Source organism: Chitinophaga sp., assembly GCF_039596135.1.
GTDB lineage: Bacteria > Bacteroidota > Bacteroidia > Chitinophagales > Chitinophagaceae > Chitinophaga.
In genome coordinates this window covers 1-16502 of record NZ_JBCNKH010000071.1, presented here as the reverse complement: position 1 = coordinate 16502, position 16502 = coordinate 1, and the positions used below count along the sequence as shown (strand labels likewise).

Sequence of the window (16502 nt, the reverse complement as noted above, 5' to 3'; positions counted from 1 at the left end):
CGGTTGAACGCAAGGGCAAACCTGATGAATTGCTTTCTCAAATTCCACAATCCTGGCCAAAGGCCAGGAGGGGACATTATTTACCCTAACAAACCAAATGTATGCATTTTAATTTTAAACGGCGACTGTACCTCCAAACATTCCTTGTTATGAAGTTATCCGCTATTATTTTGTTGTCAGCCTGTATGCAGCTCTATGCGAAAGGATACGCACAGTTTGTCTCGCTTTCCGAAAAGAATGCGCCACTGGAAAAGGTATTCCGCAATATTGAAAAACAAACAGGCTTTGTGTTCTTCTACGATCACAAACTAATCGATCATGCGCCGAAAGTTTCAATCGATCTCAGGAATGCACCGCTGGAAAAGGTCCTGGATCTTTGTTTGAAAGACCAGTTGTTATCGTGGTCTATCGTAAATAAAAACATCGTCATTAAACAGCGGGAAGCACCGGCGCAACCCGTCTACCTGACTACACCGCAGGATACACTCCTGAATATAAAAGGTAAGGTACTCACTGATAAAGGACAACCCTTACCCGGTGCCACCGTCATGGCCAAAGGTACCAGCAATGGCGTTGTCACGGATGCAGAAGGTAATTTCAAAATAAAAGTAAAACGCAATACCACCATCGTTGTCTCTTACATTGGCTATAAAAGCCAGGAAGCGGAAATTACAGACGACCAGCCACAAAACTTTCACCTCGCGGAGGCAGCCACACTTACCGATGAAATAGTGGTAGTCGGCTATGGTACGGTAAAGAAAAGTGATCTTACCGGCTCACTCAGCCAGGTAAAGTCCAAAGACATTACGGCCTATCCTTCTACCAATGTAATGCAGGCACTCACCGGCAGGGCGGCAGGTGTACGCGTGATGCAGAACAATGGCGCACCCGGCGCCAGTGTGAGCTTACGCATTCGCGGTACCAACTCTATTTTAGGTGGAAATGAACCCCTGTATGTGATAGATGGGTTTCCTTACAATGGTAATCCTACCTTCCTGCAGAACTCAGACATTGCCAGCATAGAAGTATTAAAAGATGCATCCTCCACCGCTATCTACGGCTCCCGGGGTGCCAATGGCGTAGTCATGATTACGACCAAAGGCGGTAAGAAATCAGACGCAACATCCGTAGAAGTTGAAGCTGGTTACACCGTTCAGCGTGTATCTAAAAAAATGAAGCTCATGAATGCACAGCAATACGCCTTGCTGTACAATGAGCAGGCAGCCAACGATGGCTTATCACCCTACTTCACACAGGCACAGATAGACAGCCTCGGACATAATGCAGGTACCGACTGGCAGGACCTCGTTCTGCGCAAAGCCCCCCTGTACAATATCAGCGCAACTGTAAATGGCGGCACGAACAAAACCCGTTTCTCATTGTCCAGTTCTGCTTACCTACAGGATGGCATTGTCAAAGGCAGTGACTACAAGCGTTATAATGTGCGTGGTAATATCGAACACGATATCAGCAAGGTTGTCAGTGTATCTTTAAATACCATCCTGACCCGGCTCAATAGCTCCCGCAAAAACTCCTCACTCGGTAACAGGGGTAGCGATCTTATATCAGGTATGCTGATGGCACCACCTTCTCTCACACCTTACCTGGCTGATGGCTCATACAGAAGGTTGAACACCGCCTATTCCTTTATCTCAAATGTAATCGTCAATCCACTGGTACATATTTACGAAGAGTCAGACGTGATTAAAGGAGATCGTGTGTTATCAAATGCCGCCTTAACCATTAAACCCATTACCGGGCTTACCATCAAGATCTCCGGCGGCATCGATAACCTGAACGACCGCGTTGACGTATACAACAACATAGAACCTACCGTGAACTCAGTAGGCTATGCCAATATAGAAACCACTCAACAAACCGGCCTGCTAAACGAGAACGTCATCACCTACCAGCGTGAGATCAATAAACATTCCTTTAGCGTCATGGGTGGCTTCACTTACCAGGATAACACCAACACTACATTGAATGCCTCCGGCACCGGTTTTCTCGGTGATGTATCCGGCACCGGCGATATTGAAAGTGCTTCTACACCGGGTATTCCCAATAGCAGTTATTCAAAATGGGTCTTACTCTCCTACCTGGGCAGGGCGAATTATAGCTATAATGACAAGTACCTTTTTACTGCCAGCATTCGCCGTGATGGTTCTTCCCGTTATTCAAAGAATAACCAGTGGGCGAACTTTCCATCTGCTGCTATTGCCTGGAAAGTAGCCAATGAAGAATTCCTGAAACACTCCCGGGTGATCTCTGATATGAAAATAAGAGCCAGCTACGGCCTCTCCGGCAATACGGCTATTAACCCGTATCAGACACTCAACCAACTCGGCGTGGGCAACACCATCTTTGGCGATGCTGCCTATGTAGCCTATGCCCCAGGCACCACACTGCCCGGAGACCTGAAGTGGGAAATCACCCACCAGCTGGATGTTGGCGCAGACGTAGGTTTGCTGCACAATGACCTGTTCATCACACTGGACTATTACAAAAAGAAAACAGTGAACCTGTTGAATACCGTGCGGCTGCCAGCTTCTATGGGCTATACCACCACCCTGAAAAATGTAGGCGAAATAGAAAATAAAGGGTTTGAACTCGGCATAGATGCTTCTATTCTGAAAGGTACCCTGGGCTGGAATGTGAATGCTAACATTGCAGTGAACCGTAATAAAGTTTTAAAGCTGTACAACGGCCAGGATATCTTTGGTGACGCTATTTATACAGGTTCCTTAAATGACTATGTCAACATTCTTCGGGAAGGCCAGCCATTAGGGATCTTCTATGGTTACAAAGAAAATGGCTATACCGCCACCGGCGATCTTCAATATGTGGATGTTAACAAAGATGGTGCGATCACTGCTGCAGACAAAACTTACATCGGCAATCCTAATCCTGATTTTATTTACGGGCTGAACTCCGTATTAAACTGGAAAGGCTTTGAACTAACGATCTTTATACAAGGCTCTCAGGGCAATAAGATCTTCAACCTGAACAAAGCTGTTTCTCTTGACCTGGGTATGGGACTCAACCTGCCGGCAGAAATTTACGAAAGCCACTGGACCGCTGAAAATCCTAATGCCAAATATCCAAAAATTAGCAGAACACTCTCTGCAAATATGTCTGACAGGTTTGTAGAAGATGGCTCTTACCTGCGCTTCAAGAATATTCAGCTCGCATACAGTGTACCTGTAAAAAAACTCGGCTGGAACTGGCTGAAGTCTGCACAGGTATATGCCAGTGGCCAGAACCTGATCACATTCACTAAATATTCATGGTATGATCCGGAAGTGAATGCCTACGGTGGCAGCAATTCCATTCGCCAGGGCATCGACTATTCCGTATATCCGACATTCAAATCTGTTACGTTCGGTATCAGGTGCGGATTCTGAAATTATTAAAAATATCAACCAATGAAACAGTCAATTCTATTTCTATTCATTATATATATGATGACTTCCTGTTCCAAAAAACTGGAAGAACATCCAAAATCTATTGCAGCAGAAGTATTTTACAATACACCCAGCGAAGTAGAAGCAGGTCTCGATGCTATTTATATTCCTATCAGGCGTGTGAGCACCATCGGTGCGCTTTACCTGTGCCAGCAGGAAATATATGCTGAATACCTGTATGGTCGTGGCAGCCATGCGCCACTCAATGACTACAATGGCCTGGACAATACGAATATCACCCGTATCAATAGCATGTGGACGGATTTCTACGAGTCTATCCGTGATGCGAATATCGTGATAGAAAAAGCACCTTTGGGTAAGTCATTAACAGCAGATGATCTGAAGAAATATATAGGCGAAGCCCGTTTTCTCCGTGGGCTTTGTTACTTCTATCTGGTGCGCAACTGGAATGGTGTACCCCTGCGTACAGAAAAGAACATGGACTCCATCAACCTGGCAAGAGCTACTGCAACAGATGTATATAACTATATCTTAGCTGACCTGGAATGGGCGGAGCAAAACCTGCCCGATAATCCGAGGCTGATTGGTGCACCTTCAAAATGGTCTGCAAAAACAGTACTGACCGACGTATACATGACCCTGCACCAATATGACAAAGCGAGAGATAAAGCACTGGAAGTAATCAATTCGGCAAAGTATTCTCTCGTAAAAGTCAATGTGGCAGATGATTTTGATAAAGTATTCGGGCCTGACATTTCCAATTCCACAGAAGAAATATTTTATCTTAAATATGCCCGCACACCATCCGGGCAAGGCTTCTCCTATCCTCAATATGCACATTATCCCAATTCCGGATATTATCCTCCCGGCGGCTATTATACCTTTTACAGTGATGCCGCGCAAAACAGCTTCGTAAAGAACTGGGATAAGAATGACCTGCGTTATTCCTATTGCTGGTATGCAAAAACATTCGGGTTAGGAGCTACTACTATCCTGCTCAAAAAATTCAGCGATAAAAGCGCCGTCACTGCCGGAGGCAATGATTATCCTATGTATCGCTATGCAGATATCCTGCTATTCTATGCAGAGGCGGTTGCACAGGCAGCAGGTACACCGTCGGCAGATGCTATGGAGAAACTGAATATGGTGCATCGCAGGGCATATGGAAAAGATCCCCTCACACCCGATGCGTCCATCGATTTTCAACTGGCTGACTATACAGGCCAGCAGGCATTCATTGACCGTGTGGTACAGGAAAGAGGGTACGAAAATTGCGGAGAAGGGAAAAGGTGGCTGGACCTGAAACGCCTGGGTATCGCCCAACAGGTGATAGCAGCAGTGAAAGGCAAAACCATCACTGAACGCCACCTGCTCTGGCCTATCCCAACAGTGGAGTACAACTACAATACTGCCATTAACCCAACTACTGATCAAAACCCAGGATACTAATGAGAAAATTAACATTATTGCTTTGCCTGCTGCTGGCAGGAAAGCTCTTTGCACAAAACGTACGGGAAGTAGACATTTGTATTTACGGCGGCACATCCGCAGGTGTAATAGCTGGTTATACAGCCAAAAAAATGAATAAATCCGTATTGGTCATAGAACCCGGCAAACGATTGGGAGGCCTTACTTCGGGCGGCCTTGGGTATACGGACATTGGCAATAAATACGCCATTACCGGCCTTTCCCGGGATTTCTACAGGCGCATCGGCAAGCACTATGGCCGGTTTGAACAATGGATTTTTGAACCAGGCGTAGCAGAACGCACCTTTCAACAGTATATCAAAGAAGGTGGTGTAGAAGTCCTTTATCAACAATACATCACAGGTGCAAAAAAAACAGGTACCCGTGTTACGGAAATACAAACACAATCGGCCATCATCCGCGCAAAAATGTTCATTGACTGCTCTTATGAAGGAGACCTCATGGCAAAAGCCGGCATCTCTTACACCGTAGGCCGTGAAGACAATGCTCAATATAACGAAACCTACAATGGTACACAGCTGCGCGAAAAACACCAGTTTCCGGATGGTATCGATCCCTACAAAGAACCTGGTAAACCAGCCAGTGGATTGCTATGGGGAATCAGTCCTGAACCGGTAGAAAAACAAGGTACCGGTAATAAAAAAATACAGGCGTATAATTTCAGGATCTGCCTGACCAATCAACAGGACAATATGATTCCTATTACACAACCGGCAGACTACGATCCTGCGCGTTACGAGCTCCTGCTTCGTGTAGTACAGAAATTACAACCTAAGAACCTCAGTGGCATGTTGAAAATAGACCTCATGCCCAATCACAAAACAGATATCAATAACAATGGTCCTTTTTCCACAGATATGATCGGCATGAATTACAGTTACCCGGAAGCAGACTATGCCACCCGGGAAAAGATCACAAAGGACCATGAATTGTACAACAAGGGCCTCCTTTACTTCATTGGCCACGATCCACGCATGCCGGAACATCTGCGGAAAGAAATGTTGCAATGGGGCTATCCAAAAGACGAATACCCTGAGTCAGGCAACTGGTCTCCACAAATGTATGTGCGCGAGGCAAGAAGGATGATTGGGGCCTATGTTATGACACAGGCCAATTGCGAAAGCAGGGAGATAGTGAAAGATGGCATAGGCATGGCGGCATATACCATGGATTCTCACAATTGCCAGCGCATTGTGGAAAATGGCATGGTAAAGAATGAAGGCGATGTGCAGATCGGTGGTTTTGGCCCCTACCCGATTGCTTATCGTTCCATCATTCCCAAGCCGGAAGATGGTAGTAATGTATTGGTACCTGTTTGTATGTCTGCTTCTCACATCGCCTACGGCTCTATCAGGATGGAACCTGTATTTATGGTACTGGCACAATCAGCTGCGGTAGCCGCATCTATGGCAATAGACAATCATCAGTCAGTACAGGATGTCAATGTCTCACAGCTACAGGCCCTGCTGCGCCAAAAGCCATTGGCTACAGACGCCACATCAGAAATACTGGTAGACAATGACGATGCTGCGCATGTAATCATGAAAGGCAACTGGCAAAAAGAAACCAAAGGTGCTTATGGCCCCTCTATGTATATCTCCAACAGTGCCGGCAGTATTCGCTACACACCTGATGTAACCCACACTGGTACCTACAAGGTATACACCTATGTACCCAAACGCACCGATCTACCCGCCAGTACACATATCCGCCTGTCTGCCGATGGTAAAACGTCTACACAGGTATCTTACACACCGGCCTCCATCAAAGTGGAAGGGCAGACATCCGGTGAATGGGTGGACCTGGGTACTATCAAACTGACAAAGGGCAGTAAGGCATATGTAGAAATTACCAATGAAGGCAAGGATGGAGAAGTGGTGGCAGATGCCGTACTATTCTATCCCCAGTAAATAAAAGTCCGGTAAGACTACCGGACTTTGTTTCCTCTGACTAAGGTATGTTTGGATAATGAAATATCTTCGGAAAAGGAAGTCCGGCAAGAATACCGGACTGTCAGATAGCTGCGAAATCTAAAATAATGTCTGATAGGAATACCAAACATGGGATTTGTTATCACATAAACCCTCGATGAGAATTCATTTAGCTCAACGCCGTTAAGGGCAAATAGCAACAATTAATCACATCAGAACAGTTGCAACAGGTGACGCAATCCCTCCTAAACAATTGATTATAAATAATTAAGCCTGGCAATATTGCCAGGCTTAATTATTTGACTATCTTGACGCATGATCTTCCATTTTCGCCATCAATTTCCGCAGTTAAACGCCTATTGGGACAAGTACCTGCCCTATCAGCAACGCCTTGAAATACCCGCTAAAACTGTCCTTCTCGAAGAAGGGAAAAGATCTCAGAATTACATCTACATCGAAAAGGGCCTCATCCGCACCTACTTCAATAAAAACGGTGCGGATATCACGGTTCAGTTTTTTTTCGAAAATGAAGGGCTTTCCTCCTTCGACAGCTTTATCAATAATATTCCCAGCCCCATCACCATCGAAACCATAGAACCTTCTGTCGTATACCTGCTTGCCAAAGAACATGTGAACCAGCTGCTCGATGACCTCAGTCATGAACCTGGTTTTATACACCTGATCCTGCAGATGACCGTTCAGCGGCAGACCCACTATATCAATGAATTTGTCTCCATCATCAGGGATACGCCCGAACAGCGCTACCAGCACCTTATCAATGACCGCCCACATATTATCCAGCGTGTGCCCCAGCACTACATCGCCTCGTACCTGGGTATAAGCAAGGTGCACCTCAGCCGTATCAAAGCCAAACTGGCCAAAGGAAAATCTCACTTCTGACAGATGATAACATATGTTATCGTCCCAGGGGTTACTCCCGCCCTAATTTTGTGTTAACAAAAACGATATAACATGAAAGCAGCAGTAGTATACCAACAGGGAGAACTACCTCAATATGTAGATTTTCAGGAACCTACCCCTCAGAACGAAAATGAAATAGCAGTCACTGTCAAAGCAGTTGCCATAAAACACGTTGATAAAGCCATCGCCTCCGGCAGGCACTATTCCAGTGATGCACCCAAAGTAAATGGCCGGGTAATCGGTGGAGACGGTATCTGTATACTTCCTGACGGCAAAAGGGTTTACGCCGTAGGCGCCAGTGGTATGCTGGCAGAAAAGGCCACTATTGAAAAAAATATGATTGTTCCCGTACCGGACTCTTTGGACGATGTCACCGCAGCGGCCCTACCTAATGCAGTGATTGGTGCAGCAATGGCGCTGCGCTTTAAAGCCAATATTCAAAAGGGAGATACGGTCCTGATCAACGGAGCTACCGGTTTTACCGGCCGTGTAGCTGTACAGATTGCCAAACATTATGGTGCTAAAAAAGTGGTGGCTACAGGTAGGAATGTAACCTCTTTAAATGAATTACTAACACTTGGTGCAGATGAAATCATTCCCCTCACTGATGATTTTCACACCCAGTTAAATGGCCCATTCGATATAGTAATCGACTATCTCTGGGGCCACACCGCCGAAAAAATCCTTTCTACGCTCAAGGGTAAAGGCAAATTCACTCACAACACCCGCTACGTATCTGTTGGCAGTATGGCGGGAGATACTATTACGTTATCCTCCTCCATCCTTCGCAGCGTAGACCTGCAGCTCTCCGGCTCCGGTCTTGGTGCATGGCCTAAACAACAGGTCGGATTGCTTTTTTCAGAAATTCTTCCTGAAATGTTTCAACTTGCTGCCAGCGGCAAACTGGTTGTATCTACCACTGCCGTAAAATTAAAAGACATCTCTACCCTCTGGGATAAAGATGTCTCCAACGGCGAACGCCTGGTTGTAACAATATAATTATCCGAAGGGGCCTGAAATTATTCCATCTTCAGGCTCCTTACCGGGTTCATCAAAGCTGCCTTTACACTCTGGAAGCTCACCGTTAATCCGGCTACAATCATCGTCAACCCCACTGCTCCTACAAACGTCCATGGACCTAAGCTCACATGGAATTTGAAATCTTCCAGCCACCTGTTCATCATCCACCATGCTACCGGTGCCGCCAGGCAAAACGCCAGCAGGATCAGCACGGCAAACTCTTTTCCAAATATCCACAGAATCTCCCCGATACTGCTACCCAGCACCTTTCTGATACCGATCTCCTTCGTTTTCTGCATTACCATAAATGAAATCAACCCATACAGGCCCAGACAACCAATAAAGATGGCGATCACAGAAAAGATGCTCACCAATCGCAACATTGTTTCTTCCGTTTTATAAAATTCTGCGATCTGCTTATCAAAGAATTTATAGGTAAATAACTTACCCGGAAACCGTGCTGACCAGAGTTTTTCAATTGTCGGGATAGTCGTGGTCAACTGTCCCATATTCAATTTAATTGCGAAGTTCTGGTAGAATTTATTGTAAGGTGTAATCATTACCGCACCTATATCATCATGCAATGAATGCATATGAAAATTCTTCACCACACCTACAATGGTAGCCTGCTCTCCGCCATTGAAACTTAATTGCTGACCTATCAGCTCCTGTGGCGATTTCAGGTTCAGCTTATGCATAAAGATCTCGTTTACGATACATTCTCTTGCCGAAGAATCAGGAAATAAATCACGACCTGCAATCAACTGTAAGCCAAAAGTAGAAACATACTGTTCATCTGCAGAGCGCACGTCTACAGTAAACGGTTCGTCTTCCCCGTCCCCCACTATACGGATATTAGTATTCCAGCTACTCCAGGAAGAAGGGGCTTCAAAACAAACGGATACATTCTTAACACCTGCCTGTCGCATCAATTCATTTTTCAGACTTGTTACATTCGCATCCAAAGAATCTGCGCCCATAGGCACCATGAGTACCGCGTCTTTATTGAACCCAAGGTCTGCCTGCCTCGTATATTGCATTTGCCGGGTAATTACCAGCATCCCAATGATCAATATTAATGTAATCGTAAACTGGGTCACGATCAGTGTACGGCGTATATTAAAACTCCCCACCTGCTGCATAGATACTTTTCCTTTCAATGCCAGCGCCGGACGGAACCCCGATAAAATCAAACCTGGATAACTACCTGCAAAAAGAGTGACTATCAGAATCATTCCTGCAATAAAAGCAAGCAGCTTTACATCCATTACACTGCCCCAACTCATCCGGGCGTCAAACAATGAATTCACATTGGTCAACAGCGATGCGGCAAGTACGATGGCGACCACTGTGGCTATTACTACAATAATCCCGGTCTCCATCAAAAACTGCCAGAATAATTGTACCCTGAAACTACCCAGTGCTTTTCTGATACCTACTTCTTTGGATCTTCTCAGTGCCTGTGCGGTAGATAGATTGATGAAGTTCAGGCAGGCGGTTACAATCAGGAAAAGACCGGCAAATGTCAGGATCCAAAGGCTACGCTTTTCCATCGTACCACCATATCTTGCATCAAAGTGCCTGTCCTGTAAGGGAAGCATGTGGTAAACATGGATATTTTTACTCCCTTTCCTGTTCTCGCGGTATTTGGGAAATTGCTTTTCAAGGTTTGCCGTTGATACACCGGGGAGTAAGCGTACATATGTTTTTAAAGTACTGGTAATACCATTCCAGTTATTTTCCTTTCCTACAAATTCATCAAAGTTTTTTACACTTTTGAAGGAGATAAAAATACCTGTACGTTGGTCTGTGTTTCCGGGCAGGTCTTTTAATATGCCAGTTACCCGGGCATCCAGCTTGTTTTCGATTTTAATTACTTTATTAATGGGATCTTCTTTGCCAAAATATTTTTTAGCTAACGAAGCAGTAATTAATACTGTATTGGGTTCTGCCAGCAGGTTTTTTCCTGTCAGCAGGGGGAAATTGAAAATATCAAAGTAAGTAGGGTCTACAAATGAAACGCCCTCAGCTTCGATGAATTTCGTCAGGTCATAAGCCACCAGGGCTTCGCTGTATGTTGCTGCCCGGGCTACTACGCCGGTTTCTCCGAAATCCTGTCTATAGGCTGCTGCAAATGCAGGCGGTACGCTGCCTGTGTAAGAAATGTTTTCCCTGTGTTGTTCCGTGACAAACTGGTAGATGCGGTTGGCGTTTTTATGAAAGTTGTCGAAACTGAGATGATATTTTACCAGAACAAAAATCAACAGGCCGCAGGTCATGCTCAGGGCAAGGCCGAGGATATTGAGGAGACCGTATACTTTATTTGAGAAGAGGTTTCTAAAGGCAATACGGAGGTAGTTTTTGAACATCGGATGGGTTTTGTAGTCAGGTACTCAATAAGAATGCCCTTTATGAATGGATTGAAAATCAATGATCAGTCTTACAAATGATGTTCGGTTTCAAGACAATTATTGTCCGCTTACGAACAAATATGAAACAAAATAAATATATTTGAATATAACCCATCCCACTGTATGCTCCTAAGATTTGTTATATCCAACTTCCTGTCCTTTGATGCTACAACCGAATTTAACACCTTTCCGGGCTCCGGCACCACTCATCTGCATCACATTTATGACCTGGGAAAAGTGAAGACGCTCAGATCAACGGCAATCTATGGCGCTAATGGGGCGGGAAAATCCAACCTCATTGATGCCCTTGAGCAACTACAATATTGGGTTAAAAATGGCTGCATCAGCACACGTACAAACCGTCAAAAATTCAGGTTAAAAATAGAAAACCAGGAACAACCATCCTCATTTTTAATTGAGTTTTTTACTGCAGGTACATTCTTCTTATACGGCCTTACCATCGACGACAAAAATGTGGTTGAAGAATATCTTTATGAATCAGGTATTGATAAAGCCCCTTCACTTATATTCAAACACAACGAAAATACACTCCGTATTTACACCCATAAAGATGCATACAATTGGATCACCACCCAATTGATCATCATGCGTCACAATACAGGACTTATTGAGTGCCTGCATGCACTATGCACCAATCCTGCATTCTTTTCCTTTAGCAATGAATTGCTCAAAAATTTAGATACCGGTATTGATTTTCTCAAGGTGCAAAAAATGCCACGCACTGAATTCCGGAAGGCACATGATATCACCAATATTCACCCGAACCTATTACAGGAACCCGGTAAGATTATTGTTCTTAACAACAGCAGATATTTTACTACCAAAGAAAATGACGAAATAATTGTCAATAAAATTATCGCCTTCCATCACAACTTCCCGTTCGATCTCATAGAAGAATCCACGGGAACTAAAAGGCTACTGGAATTGCTGCCGGTGTGCTGGTCAATGATTCACAATCCTGCTACCATTATAGTCGACGAAATAGAGCAAAGTATCCACCCGGTATTGATCATTGCATTGATAAAGAAAATAATGCACAACTCAGACACCAGGGGGCAGCTGATTTTTACTACGCATGAATCAAATCTACTCGATCTGGATATATTTCGTAACGATGAAATATGGTTTGCAGTAAAAACACAGGAAAGCGGCGCCACAGGACTTTATAGCCTGAATGATTTCATTGTCAATGCCCGGCTGGATATCCGCAAAGGCTACCTGATCAATCGTTTTGGTGCCATCCCTTTTACCGCTCCGCTTGAATTATTAAAATGGTAACCCTATGAATATTGAAAACCTCTCGTATGTAAAACATCCCCCTTACCGTGATGCATCGCGTATTGTAATTGCCTGTGAAGGCGCACTGACAGAACCCAATTACTTCAAGCACTTCGAAGCAGTTTCTCCCAAACTGACGGTAACAATTGCAGGCAAAGACGCTGATAACCCTACGCTGTCAGCGCCTAAATGGGTGCTTGCACGGGCAGAAGCCCATGCTGATAAAGTAGGACTTGCAGAAATTGATGAAGTATATCTTGTGATGGATGTAGATCATCATGAAGAAAATGACTTCAGAGAATTATATGAGATCTGTAAAGAAAAAAACTGGCGGCTGGTATTGAGTAATCCCTGCTTTGAAGTATGGCCCTATATGCATTTCAAAGAAACACTCCCAGACACGCGCCTGAAGCCACAGAAACTAAAACATATCCTTTCTACCTTAATACATGGCGGTTATCACCCGGAGAAAATTTTACCTTATACAGAGAAAGCACTTAAAAACGCAGCGCTGTTAGAGAAAGACGCAGACCACTTTTTCCCGGCTGACAATACGACCAAAGTGTATATGCTGGTGGATAGGCTCATCACCATCATGGGAAAAAATTATTTCCAGAAATTGATTCAAACCAAAAAGGATAAGCCCTTTCAATAGGCTTATCCTTCAATTGCCATAACAGGTAAAAAATAATTTTACCAACCGGCTACGAATGGGGACATTACCATGCCATTCGCCGTAAAGACCAGCTGGTCTTTAACGATTGACGACTTTGCCATTCACCTGCGTGAACAGCTCACATTTTTTTCCCATGTGAGTTTTGTTTTTTAGTGCCTTGTAAGAGCCTTGAGAACCGGAATTAATATTTCAATATCAAATCCATGATAGGTACAGAACTCGCTTAGGTTAACTTGTTCTCCTCTTTCTTTTTTGAGGATAACGTGTAAGCAATCCATCCATTCTTTTGCTTCACGAAGGCTGAGGTTAAATAATTGGGAGATGATGTGCACCTCCACTGATTCTATTGCCCAATCCGGGCCAATAGCCAGCATTAAATAAGGTTTTTAATTTAAAAAACTATTGTTTTGCTATGGCTATTATAAATATAATATTTTTCAATCAATTAAAAAAAATATTTAATTTCCCCAGGTCACTTTGATATCATGTGCCGCCGCATACTTCTTTCCCTCCGCCGTCAGCACATCAAACAAAGAGTCAAAACGCTCGCCGTACTTCTCATCAATCTCTTTGCCCAGCGATAACACATCTTCCTGCGTTCCACCATCATCACTCATCTTTGCCAGCGCCTTGTATTCATTTTTATATACTGGCAGCACATACTCAAACAAAGCCACAGATGTTTGCAGCATCGTCTTCGTTTCCTCCGTCTCCTTCAGATCTTTAATTTTTACCAGCTCCTTCTCTATATACTGCACCTTCCCATCTATCAGCTTCGTAGCTGCATTCGGACCATTTGGCAATTTGCCATTGTATTTCACATTCTGGGCAATCAGCATTTTCGTCAATGCATCACTCCCAAAATCATTGATGATGTTAGTATTCAATACAGCCGTGTCAAAATAATTCTCCGGGGTTGGATTGGTACAAGCTGGCAATGCCGCCAAAGCAGCCAGTATTAAAAATTTTTTCATGTTGGTGATCACTTTATAAACTGAACGCCGTTTACATCAATTTTCATTCCATTTATCCATGATACCATTTCTTTTAATACTTCCGGGGCAAAATCTTCCTGTAATTTTGCTGGTTCCTGCATTGTACAGGTAACACAATGCTGAAATAAATGGTTCAATCCCCCTACCTTTACCACCTTTACCTGCTTTACGTACTTCTTATAATTCCCCAGGTTCTCATCCGCTTCCACCATTATGTCTTTATCCCCATTGAAGGCCAATACCGGCACCTTTACCTGTTTCAGCCAGGGCGTAGGGTCAAAACGGATATTATACCTGTACCAGGGGCCCGTTGCCTGCATGATATATGACTCCAAAGGGAAAAAGAAGTGATCCCGGCTCTTTTTATACACTGAATCCTGCTCTCCCCTTGCCAGGTCACGCTCATTCCAGGCTGCGTAGGCACTGCGTAAATGGGACTCCATATCCGGCGACCCCGCATAGGCATAGGCGGTATCGAACATGATATCATTTATTGCATTGAACCGTTGCTGCATGAGTACAGGAATCCCTGCACTGGCCACAATCGCCCTGTTCTGTGCCTGCAATGCCTTTAACCCGGTAGTTGCTAACCCCGCCAGGCTAATCATAAACCGTACATCTTTGCTCTTTACAGCCGCCATATATGCCGCTGCACCACCCTCACTATGCCCAACCAGTCCAATCCCTTTTACGCCCGGATATGCTTTTAAAAACGTGACTGCTGTTATCGCATCTGCGGCAAAATCTGCTGTTGTCGCCTTTTCATAATCGCCCGTGGTCGTTCCGGTTCCCCTGTCATCCACCCTCAATACTGCAATTCCATTGCTGCCCAGGTACTCAGCAATCACTTTGAACATTTTGTGCCCTGCCATCGTACCGTCGCGGTCCTGCTTTCCTGTACCTGATATTAGTACCACTGCCGGAAATGATTGCACGCCCGCAGGCACTATCAGGGTCCCCCCAAAGTGTATACTGCTATCTGCATTATAATACTGCACATCTTTGGAAATGTATTGCCCCATTCCCTGTATGCTTATAAAAAGCAATATCAATAATATCCTCATAACATTCATCTTTAAAAAAGGAGAAGCGCCTCCCCGGTTAAGGAGAAGCGCCTGCACCTGGGTCATCACTCTTTGTTATTTTATCAATCAATCAAATGGTCACTTATTTTGCAAGAGAAATCATGGTCTCAATCTCATCTGCCAGGCCGCTCGGGCTACCCATGTACCCAATCTGTGCAAACCGGATATCTCCCTTTCCATCTATCACGACTTTAAAAGGAATGCCGGATGTCTGGATCAGCTTTGCATACTTGCTGTAAAATTCATCTCCGTTATCAAACAGCACTTTAAATGGATATTTCTTCTCCTTTATGAATTTCTTTACCTTCTCTTTATAATCAGGATCGCGCTCCTGCGTATCTACAAAATAGAATACCACATTGCTGTCATTTTTAAAATGCTCCTGCGCCATCTGCATACCCGGCATTGCTGCTTTACAAGGTGCACACCAGGTAGCCCAGAAATCCATCACTACCACCTTTCCTTTCTGTGCTGTCAGTGAAACCGTCTTGCCATCCAGGTCTTTCATCTCAAATGGTACCGCTTCTCTCCTGATCATGGCTGACTGAACATGTTCACGCAATAACTCCATCGTATGTGCATCCTTCATAGAATTCAGATAGGCATCAAAACCTTCTGTATCCTTATGTGTCTTCAAATACTCTTTCTTCAGCAGATCGATGATCTGGGCAGAAGCCTGGTTCATGCGTACACTACCATGCAGCACTTCGTCCAGCTTCTTTTTATCGCCAGCCTTTTCCAGTAAAGAAGCTTCCAGCTGATTCAAGGTAGCGTTGGTATAATTCCAGGATGCCTGCAGCAACAATGCCTGTGACAATGCTTCCTTCTCACGGCCTGTCTCTTTCAGGATGGAGGCATGCGTGATATAATCATGTTTGAAGATATCATCTATATAAGCAGCAAATTCAGTTGGTGTGTAATAATAGTATGCTGACGGCTGATGTGTCTTTAGATAAGCCACTCTATCCATAATGCGCTGTGAAAATGGATAAGCTTGTTTTGCAGGCATGGTTTTCCAGTCTGCATAAGGAATTTCCACCATTTTATAGTAGGCAAATACCAGCATATTCAGGGTAGTGGTATTAAGATATTTTCCCAATACAGCAGTATCGCCTTTTGCAATAAAAATAGCAAAGATGTTTCTCCAAACGCCCCTGTCATAATCGATTCCTGCCAGGTCATCCAGTTCTGTGTCAGGTGCATAATTTTTCAGAAACTGCTCAGAGAGTGCCAGCTTTTTATCTGCATCCC

At 44.4% G+C, this 16502-nt stretch carries 12 protein-coding genes; 7 read left to right on the top strand and 5 right to left on the bottom strand.

The features are described 5' to 3' along the window. Positions 1 to 149 precede the first annotated feature (149 nt). The 5 genes from ABDW16_RS26190 (at position 150) to ABDW16_RS26170 (ending at position 8764) form a co-directional block, all read left to right on the top strand. On the top strand, positions 150 to 3404 hold the full coding sequence (locus tag ABDW16_RS26190) for a TonB-dependent receptor (protein WP_343673919.1): 3255 nt from the start codon (positions 150 to 152) through the stop codon (positions 3402 to 3404). 21 nt (positions 3405 to 3425) lie between these two features. Next, positions 3426 to 4874, top strand: a complete 1449-nt coding sequence (locus tag ABDW16_RS26185; RefSeq protein ID WP_343673918.1) for a RagB/SusD family nutrient uptake outer membrane protein — start codon at positions 3426 to 3428, stop codon at positions 4872 to 4874. Next, positions 4874 to 6823, top strand: a complete 1950-nt coding sequence (locus ABDW16_RS26180; RefSeq protein ID WP_343673916.1) for an FAD-dependent oxidoreductase — start codon at positions 4874 to 4876, stop codon at positions 6821 to 6823. Before ABDW16_RS26185 ends, ABDW16_RS26180 begins: the two co-directional genes overlap by 1 nt. A 336-nt stretch (positions 6824 to 7159) precedes the next feature. Next, positions 7160 to 7744 (top strand): Crp/Fnr family transcriptional regulator, encoded by a 585-nt coding sequence (locus tag ABDW16_RS26175; RefSeq protein WP_343673915.1) that lies wholly within the window; start codon positions 7160 to 7162, stop codon positions 7742 to 7744. A 72-nt stretch (positions 7745 to 7816) separates the two neighbouring features. Beyond that, entirely contained in the window at positions 7817 to 8764 is a 948-nt protein-coding gene (locus tag ABDW16_RS26170; protein WP_343673914.1) for a zinc-binding alcohol dehydrogenase family protein, read from the top strand. Positions 8765 to 8784: 20 nt separating this feature from the next. Here ABDW16_RS26170 and ABDW16_RS26165 read toward each other — a convergent pair whose 3' ends face one another. Continuing rightward, positions 8785 to 11154, bottom strand: coding sequence for an ABC transporter permease (locus ABDW16_RS26165; protein ID WP_343673913.1), 2370 nt, complete (start codon positions 11152 to 11154; stop codon positions 8785 to 8787). 165 nt (positions 11155 to 11319) lie between these two features. On the opposite strand from ABDW16_RS26165, the gene ABDW16_RS26160 reads away from it, so the two are divergent. Together ABDW16_RS26160 and ABDW16_RS26155 are read left to right on the top strand one after the other, a co-directional pair. Next, entirely contained in the window at positions 11320 to 12495 is a 1176-nt protein-coding gene (locus ABDW16_RS26160; RefSeq protein WP_343673912.1) for an AAA family ATPase, read from the top strand. Between the two features lie 4 nt (positions 12496 to 12499). Beyond that, entirely contained in the window at positions 12500 to 13150 is a 651-nt protein-coding gene (locus ABDW16_RS26155; RefSeq protein ID WP_343673910.1) for an RloB family protein, read from the top strand. A 170-nt stretch (positions 13151 to 13320) separates the two neighbouring features. Here ABDW16_RS26155 and ABDW16_RS26150 read toward each other — a convergent pair whose 3' ends face one another. The 4 genes from ABDW16_RS26150 to ABDW16_RS26135 all read right to left on the bottom strand — a co-directional run. After that, complete coding sequence (locus tag ABDW16_RS26150; RefSeq protein WP_343673909.1) at positions 13321 to 13545, bottom strand: hypothetical protein; 225 nt, start codon at positions 13543 to 13545, stop codon at positions 13321 to 13323. 84 nt (positions 13546 to 13629) lie between these two features. Further along, the gene (locus tag ABDW16_RS26145; protein ID WP_343673908.1) at positions 13630 to 14145 is read right to left on the bottom strand and encodes a hypothetical protein; all 516 of its coding nucleotides are present in this window, start codon (positions 14143 to 14145) and stop codon (positions 13630 to 13632) included. An 8-nt stretch (positions 14146 to 14153) separates the two neighbouring features. Next, positions 14154 to 15230 carry an alpha/beta hydrolase gene (locus tag ABDW16_RS26140; RefSeq protein ID WP_343673906.1) on the bottom strand — a complete coding sequence of 359 codons (1077 nt, stop codon included), beginning with the start codon at positions 15228 to 15230 and terminating at the stop codon, positions 14154 to 14156. 103 nt (positions 15231 to 15333) lie between these two features. Further along, a partial coding sequence (locus ABDW16_RS26135; RefSeq protein WP_343673904.1) for a TlpA disulfide reductase family protein occupies positions 15334 to 16502 on the bottom strand: 1169 nt, incomplete at its 5' end.

Coding starts and splice junctions, on each gene's coding strand:
- ABDW16_RS26165 (WP_343673913.1), bottom strand. CDS start 11,154: ATGTTCAAAAACTACCTCCGTATTGCCTTTAGAAACCTCTTCTCAAAT.
- ABDW16_RS26150 (WP_343673909.1), bottom strand. CDS start 13,545: ATGCTGGCTATTGGCCCGGATTGGGCAATAGAATCAGTGGAGGTGCAC.
- ABDW16_RS26170 (WP_343673914.1), top strand. CDS start 7,817: ATGAAAGCAGCAGTAGTATACCAACAGGGAGAACTACCTCAATATGTA.
- ABDW16_RS26185 (WP_343673918.1), top strand. CDS start 3,426: ATGAAACAGTCAATTCTATTTCTATTCATTATATATATGATGACTTCC.
- ABDW16_RS26180 (WP_343673916.1), top strand. CDS start 4,874: ATGAGAAAATTAACATTATTGCTTTGCCTGCTGCTGGCAGGAAAGCTC.
- ABDW16_RS26175 (WP_343673915.1), top strand. CDS start 7,160: ATGATCTTCCATTTTCGCCATCAATTTCCGCAGTTAAACGCCTATTGG.
- ABDW16_RS26145 (WP_343673908.1), bottom strand. CDS start 14,145: ATGAAAAAATTTTTAATACTGGCTGCTTTGGCGGCATTGCCAGCTTGT.
- ABDW16_RS26155 (WP_343673910.1), top strand. CDS start 12,500: ATGAATATTGAAAACCTCTCGTATGTAAAACATCCCCCTTACCGTGAT.
- ABDW16_RS26190 (WP_343673919.1), top strand. CDS start 150: ATGAAGTTATCCGCTATTATTTTGTTGTCAGCCTGTATGCAGCTCTAT.
- ABDW16_RS26140 (WP_343673906.1), bottom strand. CDS start 15,230: ATGAGGATATTATTGATATTGCTTTTTATAAGCATACAGGGAATGGGG.
- ABDW16_RS26160 (WP_343673912.1), top strand. CDS start 11,320: ATGCTCCTAAGATTTGTTATATCCAACTTCCTGTCCTTTGATGCTACA.